At 71.7% G+C, this 18,104-nt stretch carries 18 protein-coding genes and 1 tRNA gene; 8 read left to right on the top strand and 11 right to left on the bottom strand.

Annotated elements, in window-relative coordinates; all coding sequences use genetic code 11:
- Positions 1 to 43: 43 nt before the first annotated feature.
- The 3 genes from RR49_RS03385 to RR49_RS03375 are packed head-to-tail and all read right to left on the bottom strand — an operon-like array spanning position 44 to position 4,640.
- Positions 44 to 2,299: a heavy metal translocating P-type ATPase gene (locus RR49_RS03385; protein ID WP_045246657.1), complete on the bottom strand. Its 2,256-nt coding sequence runs from the start codon at positions 2,297 to 2,299 to the stop codon at positions 44 to 46.
- Positions 2,296 to 4,422: a cytochrome c oxidase assembly protein gene (locus RR49_RS03380; RefSeq protein ID WP_048809319.1), complete on the bottom strand. Its 2,127-nt coding sequence runs from the start codon at positions 4,420 to 4,422 to the stop codon at positions 2,296 to 2,298. Before RR49_RS03380 ends, RR49_RS03385 begins: the two co-directional genes overlap by 4 nt.
- Positions 4,419 to 4,640: a heavy-metal-associated domain-containing protein gene (locus tag RR49_RS03375; RefSeq protein ID WP_045246656.1), complete on the bottom strand. Its 222-nt coding sequence runs from the start codon at positions 4,638 to 4,640 to the stop codon at positions 4,419 to 4,421. Before RR49_RS03375 ends, RR49_RS03380 begins: the two co-directional genes overlap by 4 nt.
- Positions 4,641 to 4,780: 140 nt before the next feature.
- Here RR49_RS03375 and RR49_RS03370 point away from each other — a divergent pair, with 140 nt between their 5' ends.
- Both RR49_RS03370 and RR49_RS15070 read left to right on the top strand, forming a co-directional pair.
- Complete coding sequence (locus tag RR49_RS03370) at positions 4,781 to 5,152, top strand: BlaI/MecI/CopY family transcriptional regulator (RefSeq protein ID WP_045246655.1); 372 nt, start codon at positions 4,781 to 4,783, stop codon at positions 5,150 to 5,152.
- 2 nt (positions 5,153 to 5,154) lie between these two features.
- Positions 5,155 to 5,982: a M48 family metalloprotease gene (locus tag RR49_RS15070; protein WP_048809318.1), complete on the top strand. Its 828-nt coding sequence runs from the start codon at positions 5,155 to 5,157 to the stop codon at positions 5,980 to 5,982.
- Positions 5,983 to 5,989: 7 nt separating this feature from the next.
- Here the strand turns inward: RR49_RS15070 and RR49_RS15635 are convergent, their stop codons facing one another.
- From RR49_RS15635 to RR49_RS03350, 3 genes are all read right to left on the bottom strand, one after another.
- Positions 5,990 to 7,660: a copper resistance CopC/CopD family protein gene (locus RR49_RS15635; RefSeq protein WP_048809317.1), complete on the bottom strand. Its 1,671-nt coding sequence runs from the start codon at positions 7,658 to 7,660 to the stop codon at positions 5,990 to 5,992.
- Between the two features lie 73 nt (positions 7,661 to 7,733).
- On the bottom strand, positions 7,734 to 8,390 hold the full coding sequence (locus RR49_RS03355) for a YcnI family copper-binding membrane protein (protein ID WP_048809316.1): 657 nt from the start codon (positions 8,388 to 8,390) through the stop codon (positions 7,734 to 7,736).
- Between the two features lie 37 nt (positions 8,391 to 8,427).
- Entirely contained in the window at positions 8,428 to 9,063 is a 636-nt protein-coding gene (locus RR49_RS03350) for a DUF5134 domain-containing protein (RefSeq protein WP_169815881.1), read from the bottom strand.
- A 116-nt stretch (positions 9,064 to 9,179) separates the two neighbouring features.
- On the opposite strand from RR49_RS03350, the gene RR49_RS03345 reads away from it, so the two are divergent.
- Positions 9,180 to 9,467 (top strand): metal-sensitive transcriptional regulator, encoded by a 288-nt coding sequence (locus RR49_RS03345; RefSeq protein WP_045246653.1) that lies wholly within the window; start codon positions 9,180 to 9,182, stop codon positions 9,465 to 9,467.
- 183 nt (positions 9,468 to 9,650) lie between these two features.
- Here RR49_RS03345 and RR49_RS03340 read toward each other — a convergent pair whose 3' ends face one another.
- A complete protein-coding gene (locus RR49_RS03340) occupies positions 9,651 to 9,995 on the bottom strand; it encodes an ArsR/SmtB family transcription factor (RefSeq protein ID WP_045246652.1) in 345 nt (114 codons plus the stop codon).
- Between the two features lie 82 nt (positions 9,996 to 10,077).
- Here RR49_RS03340 and RR49_RS03335 point away from each other — a divergent pair, with 82 nt between their 5' ends.
- From RR49_RS03335 to RR49_RS03315, 5 genes are all read left to right on the top strand, one after another.
- Positions 10,078 to 11,385 carry an FAD-dependent oxidoreductase gene (locus tag RR49_RS03335; RefSeq protein ID WP_045246651.1) on the top strand — a complete coding sequence of 436 codons (1,308 nt, stop codon included), beginning with the start codon at positions 10,078 to 10,080 and terminating at the stop codon, positions 11,383 to 11,385.
- Positions 11,373 to 11,900 (top strand): GNAT family N-acetyltransferase, encoded by a 528-nt coding sequence (locus tag RR49_RS03330; protein ID WP_045246650.1) that lies wholly within the window; start codon positions 11,373 to 11,375, stop codon positions 11,898 to 11,900. Before RR49_RS03335 ends, RR49_RS03330 begins: the two co-directional genes overlap by 13 nt.
- The gene (locus RR49_RS03325; RefSeq protein WP_045246649.1) at positions 11,897 to 12,313 is read left to right on the top strand and encodes an arsenate reductase ArsC; all 417 of its coding nucleotides are present in this window, start codon (positions 11,897 to 11,899) and stop codon (positions 12,311 to 12,313) included. The genes RR49_RS03330 and RR49_RS03325 overlap by 4 nt, the downstream gene beginning before the upstream one ends.
- Before the next feature lie 71 nt (positions 12,314 to 12,384).
- Entirely contained in the window at positions 12,385 to 13,560 is a 1,176-nt protein-coding gene (locus RR49_RS03320; RefSeq protein WP_045246648.1) for a sensor histidine kinase, read from the top strand.
- 27 nt (positions 13,561 to 13,587) lie between these two features.
- The gene (locus RR49_RS03315; RefSeq protein WP_045246647.1) at positions 13,588 to 14,796 is read left to right on the top strand and encodes a DUF2029 domain-containing protein; all 1,209 of its coding nucleotides are present in this window, start codon (positions 13,588 to 13,590) and stop codon (positions 14,794 to 14,796) included.
- 39 nt (positions 14,797 to 14,835) lie between these two features.
- Here RR49_RS03315 and RR49_RS03310 read toward each other — a convergent pair.
- The 4 genes from RR49_RS03310 to RR49_RS03295 all read right to left on the bottom strand — a co-directional run bounded on the left by RR49_RS03310 (position 14,836) and on the right by RR49_RS03295 (position 18,050).
- A tRNA-Arg gene (locus RR49_RS03310) sits at positions 14,836 to 14,908 on the bottom strand.
- Positions 14,909 to 14,983: 75 nt separating this feature from the next.
- On the bottom strand, positions 14,984 to 16,300 hold the full coding sequence (locus tag RR49_RS03305) for a hypothetical protein (RefSeq protein WP_048809313.1): 1,317 nt from the start codon (positions 16,298 to 16,300) through the stop codon (positions 14,984 to 14,986).
- Positions 16,301 to 16,465: 165 nt separating this feature from the next.
- A complete protein-coding gene (trmB, locus tag RR49_RS03300) occupies positions 16,466 to 17,185 on the bottom strand; it encodes a tRNA (guanosine(46)-N7)-methyltransferase TrmB (protein ID WP_045246646.1) in 720 nt (239 codons plus the stop codon).
- Positions 17,186 to 17,216: 31 nt separating this feature from the next.
- Positions 17,217 to 18,050, bottom strand: coding sequence for a DUF3097 domain-containing protein (locus tag RR49_RS03295; RefSeq protein ID WP_045246645.1), 834 nt, complete (start codon positions 18,048 to 18,050; stop codon positions 17,217 to 17,219).
- Positions 18,051 to 18,104: the final 54 nt, after the last annotated feature.

Here is an 18,104-nt window from a genome sequence, read left to right as displayed (position 1 = left end):
TGTGACGCCCGGATGACGGCGGTGGAATCCGCCCCGGATGCCGCTAGCGACGCGCCTTCGCCGACCGCAGGCGAAGGCTGTTCCAGACCACCAGCACCGACGACAGCGACATCGCCGCGGCCGAGATCAGCGGGTTCAACAGGCCCGCCGCAGCCAGGGGGATCGCGGCAACGTTGTAGCCGAAGGCCCACACCAGGTTGCCGCGGATGGTCCGCAGCGTGCGCCGCGACAGCGCGATCGCATCGGCGATCACCCGCAGATCGTCGCGCACCAGGATGATGTCGGCCGACTTCAGCGCGATGTCGGTTCCGGAGACCACCGCCATGCCGAGATCGGCGGTGCCGAGGGCGGCGGCGTCGTTGATGCCGTCACCGACCATCGCGACCCGGTGCCCGTCGGCCTGCAGCGCCGCGATGACCCCGGCCTTGTCGGCGGGCATGACTTCGGCGCGCACCTCGGAGATGCCGAGCTCGTCGGCCACGCGGCGCGCGGCGGCCGCGGTGTCGCCGGTGAGCAACACGGTCGAGAGCCCCATGCGCTGCAGCTGGGAGACGGCGGCCTTCGCGCTCGGGCGCACCTCGTCCGCGACAGTGAAGACCGCCTCCACGACACCGTCGGCGGCCAGCACGACGCTCGAACGGCCGGATGCCGTCGCGTCGTCGACGGCGTCGCGCACGTCGGCGGGGAGCGGCATCCGCTCGTCGATCGCGTGGGGCACGCTCGCGACGACGACCTCGCGGCCGTCGATGACGCCCGCGGCGCCCCGGCCAGGGATGGTGCGGAAGTCGGTGACGGTCGGCAGATCTGCGACGGATGCCGCGGCGTACCGGGCGATCGCGGCGGCCACCGGGTGCTCGGACCCCTGCTCGACGGCGGCGGCCCATTGCAGCACGCGCACCCGGTCGGCTCCCGGCGCGAGGGTCAGCTGCTCGATCACGAGGGTGGAGAGCGTGAGGGTTCCGGTCTTGTCGAGCACGACGGTGTCGATGCGGCCGGAGGCCTCGAGCGCGCTCTGCCCCTTGATGAGGATGCCGAGCTGGGCGCCGCGCCCGATGCCGACCATGAGGGCGGTGGGGGTCGCGAGCCCGAGGGCGCACGGGCAGGCGATGATGAGCACCGAGATGCCGACGCCGATCGCGTGGGCGGGCTGGGCGCCGGCCCAGAGCCACGCGACGCCGACGGCGATGGCGAGCGCGATCACGACCGGAACGAAGACGCGCACGATGCGGTCGACGAGCGCTTCGACGCGGGCCTTGGAGGCCTGCGCGCGCTCGGCGATCGCGGTCATCTGAGCGAGCTGGGTGTGGGCGCCGACCGCGACTGCGCGCAGCACGAGCCGCCCGTCGGCGCTCGTCGTGCCGGTGACGGCGAGGTCGCCGACGGTCGTCTCGCGGGGCACGGGCTCGCCGGTGACGGTGCTCGTGTCGACGAACGCACGCCCCTCGACGACCTGTCCGTCGACGGGGATGGTCTCCCCCGCCCGCACGACGACGAGCTCGCCGACGCGCACCTGACCCGAGGGCACGACGACCTCGACCCCGTCGCGCACGACGCGCGCCCGGTCGGGCGCGAGGGCGGCGAGCGCGTCGAGCACGTCGCCCGCCTTGCGCCGCGAACGCGACTCGAAGTAGCGGCCCGCGAGCTGGAACGTGGTCATGCCCGCGGCGACATCGAGATAGATGGCGCTCGCGCCCGCGGGGGTCTGACCGTAGCCGATCCAGTACGACGACCCGCCCTCGCCCATGAGGATGGTCGCGACGGCCCACCCGAACGAGGCGAGGATGCCGAGCGAGACGAGCGTGTCCATGGTCACCGAGCCGTGACGCAGGTTGCGGGCGGTCGCGCGATGGAATGGCCACGCCGCCCACGTCACGACCGGCAGCGACAGCAGCACGCACAGCAGCTCCCATCCCGGGAAGCGCAGGCCCGGCACGAGCGCCAGCACGAGGGTGATGTCCATCAGCGGCACGGTGAGGATCGCCGACACCAGCAGGCGTCGACGCAGGCTCGTGACGCGGTCGACCGCGGCACGTCGACTCCACTCGTCGTCTCCGTCGACCCGCACGGATGCCTCGTACCCGGCCTTCTTGACCGCCGCGACCGCCTGATCGGCGTCCGACGGCGCGAGGCCCGTCACGACGGCGCGCTCGGTCGCGAAGTTGACCGATGCGGTGACGCCGTCGAGCTTTCCCAGGGCGCGTTCGACCCGGCCCGCGCAGGCGGCGCAGGTCATCCCGCCGATCGAGAGCTCGACACGGTCGAGGTCGGCGAGCGGCAGCGTGTCGACGGGCGTGGTCACGGGCGGGTCTCCCCCGGGTCGGCGGCGGCGCTCGGAGCGGCGGGGCCGGTGGACGCCGCAACGGCGGGTGCGGCATCCGTCACCGGAGCAGTCCCCCCGCGGGCCTGCAGCCGTGCGAGCATGCGGTTGTAGGCGTCGAAGTCGTCGTCGAGCCCGCTGTCGAGGTGGCGGTCCTTGCGGGCGGCCTCGCGCTGGTCCTGGCGGGCCCACTGGATGCCGAGCGCCACCACGACGATGATCAGCGGGATCTCTCCCCCCGCCCACGCGACGCCGCCACCGAGGTACTGCGCGGCCATGAGGTCCTGGTTCCAGGGCAGGTCGAGGGTCGCGTAGAAGTTCTCGGCGACCGGCACCGAGGCGGTCATCAGGATGATGCCGAAGAAGGCATGGAATGGCATCGCGGCGAGCACGAAGCCCAGCTTGCCGATCGGCGGCAGCGGCCTCGGCGGGCGGTCCACGCCGATGACGAGCCCGTAGAAGAGGTACCCGGCGATCAGGAAGTGGATGTTCATCGCCTGGTGGGCCCAGTGGTATCGGATGATCGCCTCGAACAGGCCCGACAGGTACAGCCCGTAGTACGAGGCGATGTACAGCACGAACACGACGAGCGGGTTGTAGAGGATGCGCAGCCCCGGCCAGTGCAGCAGCTCGGTGAGCCATTCATGCGGACCGGCCGGCTCGCCGCGGCGATGCGGCGTCGTCGCACGCAGCAGCAGGGTCACGACGCCGCCCATGACCAGCAGCAGCGGCCCGAGCATGTTCAGCGTCATGTGCACGATCATGTGAATGCCGAAGTGGGCACCGGAGTACTGGCCGAACCCCGAGGAGGTCGCGACCACGATGGTGACCCATCCGAGGGTCCACGCGATCGTGCGGCCGAGCGGCCAGTGGTCGCCGCGACGCCGCAGGCGCCACAGCGCCCCGTAATACAGGGAGAGGCCCGCCGCCGCGATCACCAGGAACAGGATGTTCGGCCGCCAGTTCGTCGCCAGCACGAGGAAGTTCGGCGCGATCGGCAGGTCGAAGCCGAGATACACCTCGGTGATGTCGCTCGGCAGGAAGTACTGCGGCGGAGGCACCCGCATCATCGCCTCGGCGATGGCGAAGAACGCGACGCCGCACGCGGCGATGGAGGTCGCGAGGATCGTCACCCGGCGGCTCGTCAGGGAACCCGCCCGGAAGGCGCGGAACCCCGCGAACAGCAGCACGCCGGTCGCCGCGAGCACGACACCCTGCGCGATCACGAAGTACCAGGTCGGGTTCACCCAGGCGCCGGGACCGGCGAGCTTGAAGAACGCGAGCACGATCGCCGCTCCTGCGACAAGGGCCCAGGCGACGACGCCCAGCAGCCAGAAGCGTCGCAGCGTGGCGGGCCGCAGCAGTCGGCCCCGCCAGACGCGGAGCGCGAGCAGGATGCCGCTTCCGAACAGTGCCGCCGCGGCGATGGTCTGCACGGTTCCGGCATCGGTGCCGAAGTCGTGACCGGGACCCACGAGGATCTGACCGACCACGACCGGGGCCAGCAGAGCGATCGCACTGCACCAGAGCGGGATCAGAAGTCCCACCCAGGTGACGGCGAAGTTGATGACGACGGCCGCGATGGTGGCGAGCACGGCGACCACGATCCACGCGACCGGCAGGTACGAGATCTGCAGCAGGTAGCCGAGCGCCGGCGATCCGATCGCGTCGAACACGTTGAGTCCGTTGGCATCCGCCGCATCGATCACGATCATCGCGGCGGCGAGCACCGCCCAGGCGATCGACGCCCAGCGGGCGACGTGCCATTCGGGCTGGTCGTCGATGATCACGCGGTCCTTGCCGGGTCGCGCGAGCAGGAACATCAGCACCGCGAGCGAGCCGGCTGTGAGCCAGCCGGCGAGGTCGACGAGCGCACGCCCGAGAGTCGCGGCGATCGCGGTGAGCTGACCCGGATAGCTCCGGAACAGCTGCGTGTAGCTCGTGTCGCCGCGCACGATCGCGACGACGACCGGCGTGCCGAGCATGATCACCAGCGCGACGACGATGAGCGCGGGAAGCACCGCGCCGCGCCGCGTGTCACGGGCGGTCTCGTAGGCCGGCAGCTCGTCGGCGGATGCCGCGGCCACCGCGGCGGCGGAGCTCACCGCACCAGGCGGTATCCGGCTTCGGTCACCGCCGCGTCGATCCGGTCGAGGTCGAGGGCGCCGACGGCCTCGATGCGCGCCGTGCCGGCGGCGGCGTCGGCGGTGACGGCGGCGATCTCGGGAAGGGCGACGAGCGCCTCGGTGACGGAGTGCTCGCAGTGGGAGCAGGTCATGCCGTCGATGCGCAGCAGCTGGATGTCGGCCAGGTCCTGGGTCATGATTCGCCTCGTTCTCGTGCCGACCGCGCCGCGCGCGCCCATCGGCGATGTGTCGGAGACAACTCTACGTCTTGTCTAGCGCGTTGAGGCGCGGCATCCTTGTCTCCACATCTCGTAGAATCACGCACGGAGGTACGCAGATGGCAGGTGTGCGCACGCGCGGCAGGGGCGAGCTCGAGGCCGCGATCCTCACGGTGCTGCGCGCCCACGACGAACCCGTCGGGGCCGCGCAGATCCAGGAGGAGATCGTCGGAGATGAACCCGCCTACACGACGGTGCTCACCGCCCTCGAGCGACTGACCGAGAAGGGCGAGGTCGTGCGATCGGGCGACTCGCCGCGCAAGCAGCGCTTCGCCGCGACCTTCACCGCCGCCGAGAGCGCCAGCCGCACCATGGTCGACGCGCTGAGCCAGAACGAGGACCGCCGCGCCGTGCTCCTCAAGTTCGTCGGCGACCTCAGCGAGACCGACGCCGACCTGCTGCGGTCGGCCCTCGCCCCCCGCAAGCGCTGACCGTGGTCGCGCTCCTCGTCCTGCTCGCCGCGGCCGTCGCCGTGGTGCTGCTCGCTCCCCGCACCCTCGCGGCCGGTCGCTGGCAGGTGCGGATGCCGCGCCTCGCCCTCGGGCTCTGGCTCACCGCGGTGCTCGGCGGCATCGCGTGCCTGATCGGTGCCGGCATCGTCGGCCTGGTGCTGGCGATCGCCGGGTCAGGATCGGAGTCCGGCGCGGCCGGGGTCATCATGACGGTCTTCGCATGGATGTCGCTCCTCGCCGTCGGCGGCACGGTGGTCATCGTGGCGTCGGGGTCGGCGGAGGTGCTCGACGCGGTGCGCCGCAATCGCGGCTCGGTGCTGACCCTGCCGCACACGGTGCACGTGGCGGCATCCGACTGGCAGCTGCTGGTGTGCGACACCGACGAGGTGTTCGCCTGCGCGATCCCGGGGAAGCCCCACACCGTGGCCGTGTCGGCGGGGCTCGTGCGCGAACTCACCCCGGCACAGCTGCGCGCGGTCGTCGCGCACGAGCGGGCGCATCTGTCGGCGCACCACGAGCTCGTGCTGCGGTTGGCCGACCTCAACCTCGCCTGCATGCCGCGCAGCGGCGCCGCGCAGCGTCTGCGCCGATCGACGAGCCTGCTGATCGAGCTCGCGGCCGATGACGCGGCTTCCCGCCGTGCGGGTGCCGTGCACCTCGCGAACGCGCTGGTGCGGGTCGGTCGCGCGACCGGCGACGTGACTGTCGAGCTGCGCGCCGAGCGCCTCGCCCAGCGTCCCTGCCGGCTGGCCGGTCGCCTCACCCCGGTCGCGCCGGTCTACGAGCGCGCGGTCGCGTCGCTGCGCTGACCCGCGCTCACCACGCCCGGAAGGTCGTCGCGGTCGCGTAGGCGTGCGCCTGATCGATCGTGACGGTCAGCTGCAGCGTCCAGGCCCCGGCGATCGGTACGACGGCGTCGGTGCTGACCCACGACGCCCCGTCGTGGGTCAGGGTGACATCGATGCCGGCGACCCCGTTGTCGGGCGACGAGAGCACGCCGGTGACGAGTTCGGGATCGACCCGGGTGCCGTTGCGATCGGTGACGTGCACGGTGATCACGAGCGGGCCGTGGCGGGTCGTGGAGAGCTCCGCGACGGCGGTCGCACCGGTGTCGCCGACCGGGGCTGTCACGGTCGCCGCGGGCCCGTAGGTACCGGAGGCAGGCGGCAGGGCGGTGAGCACGCTCGTCACCACGATGGCCGCGGCCACGGCGACCGCCTCGATCCGCAGCGACCGGCGCACGCGCACGACCGAGACGGATGCCGCATCGGCGCCGGCGCCGGAACGTCGGCGAGCGACCATCCGTTGGGCGGCGAGCGCGCCGGCGAGCGCGATCGCGACGAACGCGAGTTTGACGAGCAGCGTCACACCGTAGGGGGTCGACCAGAGCGAGGCGACCGGCTGCACTTCGCGCCACGCCTGGTACTCCCCCGACACGACGAGTACGGCGACCGAGACGAACGCGATGATCGACCAGGTGCCGAGGCGCAGGCGGTCGAGGTCAGGCGCGCCCGTCACGCCGGGGAGAACGGCGACCAGAAGGAGGAGCAGCCCCCCGGCCCACGCAGCCATGGCGGCCAGGTGGGCGACGGCCGCGGTGGCCGCGAGCACGACGTCGGCGCCGACACCCGCGTGCCCGGCGAGGGCGATGGTGACGAGCACCCCGAACTGCGCGACCGAGTACGCGGCGAACCCAGCGCGGCGCGCGAGCGACCGGGCGAGCACGACGCCGACGGCGGCGAGCACGATGCGGGCGACGAGCAACTGCCCGTACGAGCCGGCGAGCGTCTCGCCCAGACCGTCGAGCCGCAGCACGCCGTGCCAGCCGGTCTCATCGGCGCGGGGTCCTTGCAGCAGCAGGTCGACGAGCGCCCCGACGAGCAGCGCCGCCCCTCCCGCCCGAACGAGCAGCCGCACGCGGCGACGGCGCCAGGTGTCCGGCCACAGCAGGCGCGCGAGCAGGGCGACCCCGAGCGCGAGAACGACGCCGACGTACCCGAGTCCGGTCGCGGTCTGCGCGACGACGTCGAGCGAGGTGGGCGCGGCGGAACCGGTCGCCGCGGCGGACGCGGCATCCTGCTGCACGCCGAACGAGATCGAGCCCGACACGACGTGGGTGTCGGCCGAGATGACGCGCCAGCTGACGGTGTAGCTGCCCCGGGGAAGATCGGGCGTCAGCGGGACGACGACCTGCGTGTCACCGCCGCTGCGGGAGATGTCTCCCGTGTCGACGCGCGTACCCGAGGACGAGAAGGCCCGCGTCATGCCGTCGACGAGCTGCACGGGCTCGTCGAAGGTCAGGACGACCCGCGCCGGAGCCGCGGCGAGCCGACTGCCGTCGACCGGGCTCGATCGCACGAGCACGGCGTGCGCGTCGGCAGGAACGGCGCCGAGCAGCACGGTCGCGGCGGCGAGCAGCGCGCCGAGCGCGAACAGGAGCGCCCGGACCCGGCGGGGACGCCGGGTCCGGGCGGGAAGGTTCGTCACGCGGACGGGGTCTCCTTGCGAGAGGTGCGGGCGATCGCGACGATCGCGATCACCAGCGCGACGCCGCCGGCGATCAGACCGACGATACCGGGCCACGCGGGCGCCGATGCGGTCGAGCCGCCGTCGACCGAGGCAGCTTCTGCAGTCGGCGTCGGGGGGGAGCGTCCGACTGCGCCGCGAGTGTCAGGGTGGGCGCGGGGTGCTCGGGCTCGACGCCGCCGGTGGCCTGTTCGTTCCAGTTCACCTGCGAGCCGTCGCTGTAGGTCTGCAGCGCCGGGAACGAGACGGATGCCACGGCCCGCAGCGGTCCGACCGCTACGGCGAAGGTGTCGAACTCGCCGGGCGCGATGCCCGCCGCCGCGCTGTCGGCCTTCCACGTCACCTGCGTGACGTAGCTGTCGACGGGTCCGTCATCGGTCTGGATGGGGGTCGATGCCTTGGCGGTCGTGATCGTGGCGGTCCAGCCCGGCTTCGGCTGCGTGGAGGCACCGGCGATCGGGGTATCGGTGGGGAAGGTGATCTGCACACCCACCGTCGACGCGGTGTCGGACTCGCTGGGCACGCGGAACGTGAGCACGCCCTCGCCGCCCCGGGTCGCGTCGGTGCCGTCGACGTGGATGTGCGCGGACGCGGCGGTCGCGGTCAGCAGCACGCCGGCGAGGCCGACGGCGGCACCGGCGGCGATGCGGAAGAAGAGCCGCGCCGGTCGACGGGTGGAACGTGATCGCATGAGGGGTCCTTTCGGGGTACGAGGTCGGCGCGGGCCGTCACGTCATGAGGAGGAGGAGGGAGCAGGCCATGCCGGCCGCCATGAGAGCGGTCGCGAGCGTGTCGAGAATCACGATCCCGGCATGCCCGGACAGGCGGGTGGCGGTGATCGCGCGTCGCAGTGCGGCGACGAGAAACCAGAGCGCGGCGACGACGAACAGGAGCCCGAACGCCCACGTGATCACGAGCGCCCAGTCGGCCGAGCCGGTCATCGGCATGCTGTCCACGCCGTGGCCCATCGACATGCCGCCCATGTCGTCCATCCCGGATGCCGCGGCCACCGGCGTCATCGCGACGGCCATCCACACCATCGCGAGCATCATGACGGCGTGGTACACGAGCACGGCCGGGTGACGGTGGTGGTCGGTGGCTGGGGCCGCGGCGACGGAGGGGCGGAAGAGCGCGAGGTAGAGATACCAGAACGTCGCCGCGGTGAAGAACGCGATCTGGGCGGCGACGGGGAACACGGCGTACCACGACCACGGCATCGCGAGCATCACGACCGCCATGACGGCGTGCACGAGGTTGGAGACGCGGTCGACCCAGCCGAAGGCGACGACAGCCCGCACCACGGCGTGCACGAGCACGAGGGCGAAGATGACGGTGACGGCGGTCGCGGCGGCGGGATCGGACATCACGAGCGCACACATTACTCCACGAACTGTAGAGAAATTTCCCGTCGGGCGGGGGGCGTCATTTTCACGGCGATCTGTCCCCGCCCGGAATACCTCGATGGGGTATCGTCGGTCGCATGGAGACCACGCATCCGGGCTACATCGATGACAAGCCGTCGCTGGAGCGACGACTCAAGCGCATCGAGGGTCAGGTGCGCGGCATCGGAAAGATGATCGACGAAGACCGCTACTGCATCGACATCCTCACCCAGGTGTCGGCCGTGACGAGCGCGCTCGAATCGGTCGCCTTGTCGCTGCTCGACGATCACCTCCACCACTGCGTCGCCCACGCGGGCGAGCACGGTGACCTGGAGGAGAAGCTCACCGAGGCCAGCGCCGCCATCGCCCGACTCGTGCGCTCCTGACGCACGACCCACCACCGAGAGGACACGCCCATGACAGAGACCACGACGCTTCCCGTCGCCCAGCACGCCTGCAACTGCACCGCCAACGGCGACACCTGCAACTGCGGCGACAGCTGCACCTGCGGCAAGTAATCACCGCAGACACCACGACGCCCGCCTCTTCGGAGGCGGGCGTCGTCATTCTCAGATCGCGGCGATGCGCGCGGTGAGCGCGTCGAGCGAGCCGTCGACGAGTCGGTAGTAGGCCCAGGTGCCGCGCTTCGTGCGCTCGAGGAATCCGGCATCGGTGAGCACGCGCAGGTGGTGCGACACCGTGGGCTGACTCAGACCCACCGGTTCGGTCAGGTCGCAGACGCAGGCCTCGCCGGCCTCCGCCGCGGCGACGATCGACAGCAGGCGCAGACGGGTCGGATCGGCGAGCGCCTTGACCCGCAGCGCGAGCGCCTCTGCGGCGTCCGCCTCGATGGCAGGTCGGGCGAGCTCGAGGCCGCAGGCATCCTGCCCGAGCAGGGGAAGCATGGTCGGCATGCATAGATGCTAGTCGATATTGACAGTCATCGATAGATGTCCGCATACTGAGCATCGATCGTCATCGATGAAAGGATGCCGCGTGCCGCTCCTCGACCTCACGCCCCGCCCTCGCGGCGCCACGGCCGCGTCGACGCATCCCGTCGTCGTGATCGGTGCGGGCCCGGTCGGGCTCGCCGCCGCCGCGCATCTGCTCGAGAGATCGATCGACACGATCGTGTTCGAGGCGGGCGAGTCGGCCGGGGCCGCGGTGCGGTCGTGGGGCCACGTGGCCCTCTTCTCGCCCTGGCGCTACCTCGTCGATCCGGCCGCAGGGCGTCTGCTCGCGCCGACCGGATGGCTCGCGCCCGACCCCGACGAGGTGCCCACCGGAGCCGACGTCGTCACCCGCTACCTCGAACCGCTCGCGCAGACCGCGGCACTCTCCCCTCGCATCACCACGGGCGCGCGCGTCGTCGCCGTCACCCGTCTCGGCCGCGACCGCACCCGCAGCGACTGCCGTGGCGACGCCCCGTTCGTCGTGCGGGTGCGGCGAGCGACCGGTGAGGTCGAGTCCGTGCTCGCCCGCGCCGTGATCGACGCCTCCGGAACCCTCGACACCCCCAACCCCATCGGCGGCGACGGGCTGCCTCCGCTGGGCCTCGACGAGGTGGGCTCGTTCGTGCTCCCGCCCCTGCCCGACGTGCTCGGTCGCGACCGGGCACGGCTCGCCGGACGCTCGGTCGCCGTGGTCGGAACCGGCCACTCGGCCGCGCACACTCTTCTCGCCCTCGCGGAACTCTCAGAAGACGCCCCGGGCACCCGCGCGGTCTGGGTGCGTCGACGGCCGCCGCTGCGCCCGTCGACCGCCGACGACCTCCCCGAACGCGAGCGGCTCGGCTCCCGCCTCGACGCACTCGTCGACGCCGGCGTCGTCGAGGTGCGCGACGGGTTTCTCATCGAGCGGGTGTCCTCGGCGGGCGACGGCGTGCGGGTCAGTGGCGTCACCGCAGATGCGCCCGCCGCGTTCGACGTCGATCTCGTGGTCGCCGCCACCGGATTCCGACCCGACCTCACGATCACGCGCGAGCTCCGACTTGACTTCGACGAGGTGAGCGAAGCGCCCCGTCGACTCGCGCCGCTCATCGACCCGAACCTGCACAGCTGCGGAACGGTCGCACCCCACGGCTTCGCCGAGTTGCGGCATCCGGAGCCCGGCTTCTTCACGGTCGGCATGAAGTCCTACGGTCGCGCCCCCACCTTCCTGCTCGCCACGGGCTACGAGCAGGTGCGGTCGGTCGCGGCGTGGCTCGCCGGCGACCTCGCCGCCGCGCGGGCCGTCGTGCTCGACCTGCCGGCCACCGGCGTGTGCTCGACCGACCGGGCCGATGCGGGAGGATGTTGCGCGTGACCGAGATCCGACCGCTCGTCGCGGCCGACTGGCCGGCCGTCGAGCAGATCTTCGCGGCCGGCATCGCGGGCGGCGACGCCACGTTCGAGACGGCGACGCCGGACTGGGCGACCTTCGATCGCGGACGCCTCGCCGCACCCCGACTCGTCGCGACCCTCGACGACGAGGTCGTGGGGTGGGTGGCGGCATCCGCCGTCTCGGCTCGTCCCGTCTACCGCGGGGTCATCGAGCATTCGATCTACGTCTCCCCCGCCCACCGGGGGCGCGGGATCGGTCGCACCCTGCTCGCACGCTTCCTCGACGCGACGGATGCCGCAGGCTACTGGACCGTGCAGTCGGCGATCTTCCCCGAGAACGCCGCGAGCCTGCGCCTGCACGAGTCCGCCGGTTTCCGCGTCGTCGGCCGCCGCGAGCGCATCGCACGATCGACCCTTGGACCCCGCGCCGGCACGTGGCGCGACACCCTACTCATCGAGCGGCGATCAGCGATCGCCGGAACAGGAGCCGACTCATGACCACCCCCACCGTGCTGTTCGTGTGCGTGCACAACGCCGGCCGCTCGCAGATGGCCGCCGGATACCTCGAATCCATCGCGGGCGATCGGGTCGACGTGCGCTCGGCGGGGTCCGAGCCGCGGGAGACGATCAACCCGGTCGCCGTCGAGGCGATGGCCGAGCTCGGCATCGACCTCGGCGCCCGCCAGCCGAAGCTGCTGACGACCGACGCCGTGCGCGAGGCCGATGTGGTCATCACCATGGGGTGCGGCGACGCCTGCCCGATCTTCCCCGGCAAGCGCTACGAGGACTGGGAGCTCACCGACCCCGCCGGCCAGCCGATCGAGGTCGTGCGGCAGGTGCGCGACGAGATCCGGGCGCGCGTGGACGCGCTGGTCGCCGAGCTCTACGGGCGCGCCGCGGCATCCGACTGAGTGGCCCGCTGCGCGCACCCCGAGCGCGCGCAGACCGCTAATCTGGTGCCACCCGACGGGAGGGCCCGACCTTGTCGACTGCACACGACGTCACGCGCCGCCAGACGATCGCTGACTACGAGCTGCTCGACGACCCGCCCGAAGCAGACCTGCAGGGTCTCGTGCAACTGGCCGCGACCATCTGCGGCGTGCCGACGGCCGTGATCAACATCATCGACGACCGCTTCCAGCATCAGATCGCCGCGGTGGGCTTCACCGCCGCCGTCTGCTCGCGGGAGGACTCGATGTGCGCGGTCGTGCTCGAGCAGCCCGGACGCGTGATCGTGTCGGATGCCCGCCTCGACGACCGGTTCTCCGCCAATCCGTTCGTGACGGGCGTCATCGGCAACGTGCGCTTCTACGCGTCGAGCCCGCTCATCACGCCCGCCGGCATCGCCATCGGCACGCTCTGCATCTTCGACGAAGAGGTCGGCGAGCTCTCCCCCGAGCACGCGGCGACCCTCGACATCCTCGCCCACCAGGTCGTCGACGTGCTCGAGCTGCGCCGCGTCACCCGTGAGCTGCAGACCTCGAACCACGAGCTCGAACAGTTCGCCGGCCGCATCAGCCACGACCTGCGCAACCCGCTCATGGCGCTGTCGGGGTTCATCGAGCTCGCCGCCGACAGCCCCGAGCTCGCGGATGCCCCGCAGGCGAGCCGTGCGCTCGCGCGCGCCGAGGCCGCCGCCGACCGCATGTCGACGATGATCAGCGACCTGCTCGACTTCGCCCGCGTGGGCGGCGAGGTGCCGCGGGTCGCCGCCGTCGACGTCGAGGACGTCATGGCCGCCGTCATCGACGACCTCGACACCCCGCTCGCACAGACGGGCGCCACGATCGAGGTCGACGCCCCGGCGCCGGTCGTCGCCGACCCGACCCTGCTGCGCGGACTGCTGCAGAACCTCGTCGCGAACGCGGTGAAGTTCAGTGCGACCACCTCCGACGCGCCGCACATCATCGTGCGCGTCGAACCCCTCCCCGACGGGTCGCGCATCACCGTCGACGACAACGGTCCGGGCATCCCCGAGCCGCAGCGCGAGAAGGTGTTCGGACTCATGGAGCGCGGTGACCAGACGGATGTCGCGGGCCTCGGCATCGGTCTGTCGACCTGCCGTCGCATCGTCGAAGGACACCACGGCCGCATCGGCATCGCCGAATCGCCAGCCGGCGGCGCGAGTGTCTGGGTGGTGCTGCCGCACGCGGCGTGACGCGGCATCCGATTACGCTGAGCGGCGATGTCTCGACGCACCCTGACCCTGTGGGGATGGTTCCTCGCCGCCCACGCCCTCGTGATCGTGCTCGGCTGGACGCTGCCGAGCCAGCCGATGGGCGACGTGTACAACGTCTACGAACCGTGGTCGTCGCAGGCGCTCACCGGCGGCCCGATCGTCGGGGTGACCGAGCCGTGGGTGTACCCGCAGCTCGCCCTCGTGCCGATGATCGCCGCGTGGGCGTTCGCGTGGATCGCGGGCTACACGTTTGGCTGGGCGGTGCTCATCACGCTGCTGAACGGGCTCGTGTTCGCCCTGATCGTGCACGGCGGCAAGGCCCCCTGGCGCGCCCGCGCGGCGCTGACCTGGCTGGCGTTCATCGCCTGCCTCGGCCCGGTCGGCATGTTCCGCATCGACGCGGTGACGGTGCCGCTCGCGATCATCGCGCTGCTGCTCGCATTCCGCGTGCCGACCGTGTCGTCTGCCCTGCTGACCGCTGGCGCCTGGATCAAGATCTGGCCGGCCGCCCTCGTCGGCGCGCTCGTGGTGGCCCGGCGCGGCACGCGGGTGCGCGTCGTGGCGGCGGCGCTCGGCGTGACCGTCGTCGTGATCGCGACGCTGTTCGCGTTGGGAGGAGCGGGCAACGTGTTCGGCTTCCTGTCGTCGCAGTTCGGGCGCGGGCTGCAGGTCGAATCGACCGCGGCGACACCGTTCACCTGGCTCGCGGCGCTGCACGTCGGCGGCTTCCACGTCGCCTACAACGCCGACATCATCACGTTCGAGGTGACCGGCCCCGGCGTGACCTTCGTGGCGGCACTGCTCACGCCGCTGCTCGCCATCGCCGCCCTCGCCGTGCTCGCCCTCGGCGCGTGGAAGAGCGTGCGCGGCGCGCATCTCGTGCAGCTGCTGCCGCCGCTCGCCCTCGCGCTCGTGCTGGTACTCATCGTCACCAACAAGGTCGGCTCGCCGCAGTTCCTCGACTGGATCATCGCGCCGTTCGTGCTGTGGGCCGCCGTCGACGGCACCCGCCTGCGCACCGGACTGCGCCTCGGCGGCGCCGTGCTGCTGCTCACCCAGCTGATCTACCCGATCATCTACGACCTGATCTGGTCGGCGCACCCGCTCGGCATCGCCGTGCTCAGCGTGCGCAACATCCTGCTCGTGACGCTGCTCGTCTGGAGCGTGCGGAGGGTGGCGCGGGTGCCGGTACGGGTGACGTCCTACGCCGCATAGAGCGTGTGACGCGGCGGGCGGCACCCGCCCCGTGAACTGTGCCCCCGACAGGAATCGAACCTGCGACCTTTGGTACCGGAAACCAACGCTCTATCCCCTGAGCTACGGAGGCGTACCGGTCGAGATTACCAGTCCGCCGCGGCATCCGCCGACAGCGACGGCGACCTCACGACGCTGAACGGGGGCTTTACGGGAACCCGATCGTCCACAGCAGCAACACCGCGAGCACCTGGCCGACGAGCGCCGCGACGAGGCTGATGATGCGGCGGCGGCGGGTCGATGAGAGCCGCTCGTCGCCGAGCATCGGGGTCATCGGCAGCAGCAGCCGGAAGATGCTCTGCTGCGGCAGGAACACTGCGAACAGGTAGACGCCATAGCCGAACCCGTAGGTCGCGACGACCATGCCGAGCCTGCGCACCGGGCGGGAGAAGATCCACAGCAGGAACGCCGCGATCAGCGCGGCGACGAGCACGACGCCGATGATGCCCGTGAACGTCCACGCCATGCGGAACCACGGGGTGAAGGGTGCGAAATGCCCCTCCCCGACAAACGGCACCCACCAGCTCGTCTCGGTGAGCAGGTACGCGTGGGGCGTGCCGGTGACGGCGTCGGCGATCCACGACCACGACAGGCCGGCACCGGCGAGCACGAGACCCGTGATCATCAGGCTCACGAGCTGCGACGGCGGGAACGGATCGACCTTGCGACGGAACCATCGCGTCACGAACACGATCCCGAGACCGAGCGCGAACGCCAGGATGCCCGGCCGCGTGTACGACGCGACGAGCCCGATCGGGATGATCCACAGATAGCGCCGCTTGACGGCGAGGAGCATCGCAGCGAACAGCAGGAAGAGGTAGAGCGACTCCGCGTAGCCGACGACGAAGATGAACGACATCGGGCCGAAGCTGAAGAGCACCGCACCCCACCAGGCCGCCGTCGGCGAGGTGACAGCCCGCAGCAGCAGGAAGAGCATGATGGTCGCACCGCCGCTGGCGAGCACGGCGATCGAGATGCCGACGATCTGCCACGGGATGCCCGTGGCATCCGAGATGATGCGCTCGAGCCAGGGGAAAACCGGCAGGAACGCCCAGTCGTTCGGCACGACCGCGCCGTACGCGTCGAGTGGCAGCTGCGTCGGATAGCCGATCTGCGAGACGCGGCCGTAGCGGGCGCCGTCCCAGTCGGAGAGGAACTGCAGGAACGTCGTCACCCGCTGCGCGTTGGGGCCGAACGCCCAACCGAAGGCGTGCGCGAGCTCGTACATGACGAACATCAGCAGGAAGTTGACCCCACGCCCCAGCGCCCACACGCCGACGACGGCGCGCACCGCGCGGGCCGTGACCGGGCGCACCGCCGGGTTCGGCTGAGAGGTCTCCTCGAACCAGTCGAGCAGCCCCTGCCAGGCGCGCACGGCGCGCCGACGCAGCGGGGACGCCACGGTCGCGGCCGGCGGGAGAGAGCCCGCAGCGCCGCGCAGGTCGTGGTCGCCAGAAGTCGTCACGACGTCCCTTCCGCCGCCGCAGCGCGGCAAGACGAGTCCGTTGTGGGGCGCGCGACGAGCGCGCCGGTGGAGCCGATGGTGTCAATGGATGATGGCATGATTCCGCCGCGAACGCCTCTTCAGCACGCCCTCAGGCGGCATCCCGTATGCGCCGACGGTCGCCACTCAGACCGCGCGGTAGACCAGATCGCGGATGTCGCGTCCCGCCCGTGCGCCCTTGCGCTCGAAGGCCGTCTCGACACGGCCGTCGAACCGCTCCGCCCACTCCCCCGGGAAGCCGCGTTCGAACCCGTCTGCGGCGTCGAGCACCTCGCGCATCTGCAATGCGTAGTCCTCCCAGTCGGTCGCGAGGCGCAGCGCACCCCCGGGGGCGAGCGCGGCGCGCACGATCTCGGGGAAGCCGGGCGCCACGAGCCGCCGCTTGTGGTGCTTGACCTTGTGCCACGGGTCGGGGAAGAACACCCACACCTCGGCGACGGATGCCGCGGGCAGCAGATGCTCGAGCACCTCGGGCGCGTTCGCCTCGACCAGGCGCAGATTGGTGAGGGAGGCGGCATCCGCGTCGAGCATTGTGCGCGCGAGCCCCGCCTTGAACACCTCGACGGCGAGGAAGTCGTCGGCCGGCCGGGTGCGGGCGGCGTGCACGATCGCGTGCCCCTGACCGGAGCCGATCTCGACGATGAGCGACGCCCGTCGACCGTAGACCTCGGCCGGATCGACGGCGCTGCCGGCGGCGACGCTCGTCGTGGCGACAACGCGCTCGACCGGAAGCACGTAGCGCGGTGCGAGCTCGTTCCAGGCGCGGGTCTGGGCGTCGGACATGCGGCCGCCGCGACGCACGAACGAGACGGGCGAGTCACGGAACACGGGCGCCGGATCGGTCATCCGTCCAGGCTAACGACTGCTCTCCCCCGCCTCACGCCGTGACGAAGTCGATGAGCTCCTCGACGCGGCCGAGCAGCGCGGGCTCCAGATCGCGGTAGGTGTGCACGCCCGCCAGGATGCGCTGCCACGCCGCGGCGATGTCGGCCTGGTCGTCGGCGGGCCAGCCGAGCGCCCGGCACACGCCGACCTTCCACTCGATGCCGCGCGGCACTTCGGGCCAGCGGGCGATGCCGACGGCGGCGGGCTTCACGCACTGCCACACGTCGATGAACGGGTGCCCGACGATTCGCACATGCGCGCCGTGCCGGCCGCGGGCCACGCCCTCGGCGATGCGCGACTCCTTCGATCCCGCGACGAGGTGGTCGACGAGCACGCCGTACCGGCGATCGGATGCCGGAGGCTCCGCGTCGAGCAGGGCGGCGAGGTGGTCGACGCCCTCGAGGTACTCGACGACGACGCCGTCGACTCGGAGGTCATGCCCCCACACCTTCTCGACGAGCTCGGCGTCGTGGCGGCCCTCGACGAGGATGCGACTCGGTCGTGCGACGCGCGCCTGATGGTTCTCGACCGCGATCGATCCCGACGCCGACCGGCGGGGTGCCGTGGGGGCGGCGGCGACCGGGGCGACGAGCCGCACGGGCTCGCCGTCGATGAGGAAGCCGCTGCCGAGCGGGAAGACCCGTACCGCGCCGCGGCGGTCTTCGAGCTCGACCATGCCGCTGCGCACCGCGACGACCGCGCCGCAGAAGCCGTCGGCGGCGACCTCGACGACGAGATCGCGTGCCGCGGGCACGTCGGGGACGACCCGCCGGCCGCGCTCGCGCCAGCCCGCCGCCAGCACATCGCCGCCGTACCTGTCGTCCATCGTCGCCTCCGACGAGCGAGCCTAGGCCGGTGCGGCGACACCGAGCCCGCGACC

The organism is Microbacterium ginsengisoli (assembly GCF_000956535.1).
Lineage (GTDB): Bacteria > Actinomycetota > Actinomycetes > Actinomycetales > Microbacteriaceae > Microbacterium > Microbacterium ginsengisoli.
Note: the sequence above shows the minus strand (reverse complement) of the source record. Positions and strands in the feature narration are given on the sequence as shown.